At 62.6% G+C, this 669-nt stretch carries 1 protein-coding gene; it reads left to right on the forward strand.

The genetic code is table 11. The features are described from left to right. Positions 1–669 (forward strand): cbb3-type cytochrome c oxidase subunit I (locus G3I56_RS42700; protein WP_203691973.1); only part of this gene is annotated, 669 nt, incomplete at both ends.

Consider the following 669-nt stretch of genomic DNA (forward strand, 5'->3'; position numbering starts at 1 on the left):
GCTACATGGGCCTGATCGGCGCGACCATCGCCATCGCCGGCCTGTCCGTGACCGTGTGGGCCCACCACATGTACGTCACCGGCGGAGTCCTCCTGCCGTTCTTCTCCTTCATGACGTTCCTCATCGCCGTACCGACAGGCGTGAAGTTCTTCAACTGGATCGGAACGATGTGGAAGGGGTCCTTGTCGTTCGAGACCCCGATGCTCTGGGCCACCGGCTTCCTGATCACCTTCACCTTCGGCGGTCTGACCGGCGTGATGCTGGCCTCGCCGCCGATCGACTTCCACGTGTCCGACACGTACTTCGTGGTCGCCCACTTCCATTACGTCGTGTTCGGGACGGTCGTGTTCGCGATGTTCTCCGGCTTCCACTTCTGGTGGCCGAAGATGACCGGGAAGATGCTCGACGAACGCCTCGGCAAGATCACGTTTTGGACCCTGTTCATCGGCTTCCACGGCACCTTCCTCGTCCAGCACTGGCTGGGCCCGAACGGGATGGTGCGCCGCATCCCCGACTACCTCGCGGTCGAGGGCCTCACCACCCTGAACACGATCTCGACGATCAGCTCGTTCCTGCTCGGTCTGTCCGTGCTCCCGTTCCTCTACAACGTGTGGAAGACCGCGAAGTACGGCAAGAAGGTCGAGGTCGACGACCCGTGGGGCTACGGCC

Origin of the sequence: Streptomyces sp. SID12488 (assembly GCF_010548275.1) — a bacterium.
GTDB lineage: Bacteria > Actinomycetota > Actinomycetes > Streptomycetales > Streptomycetaceae > Streptomyces.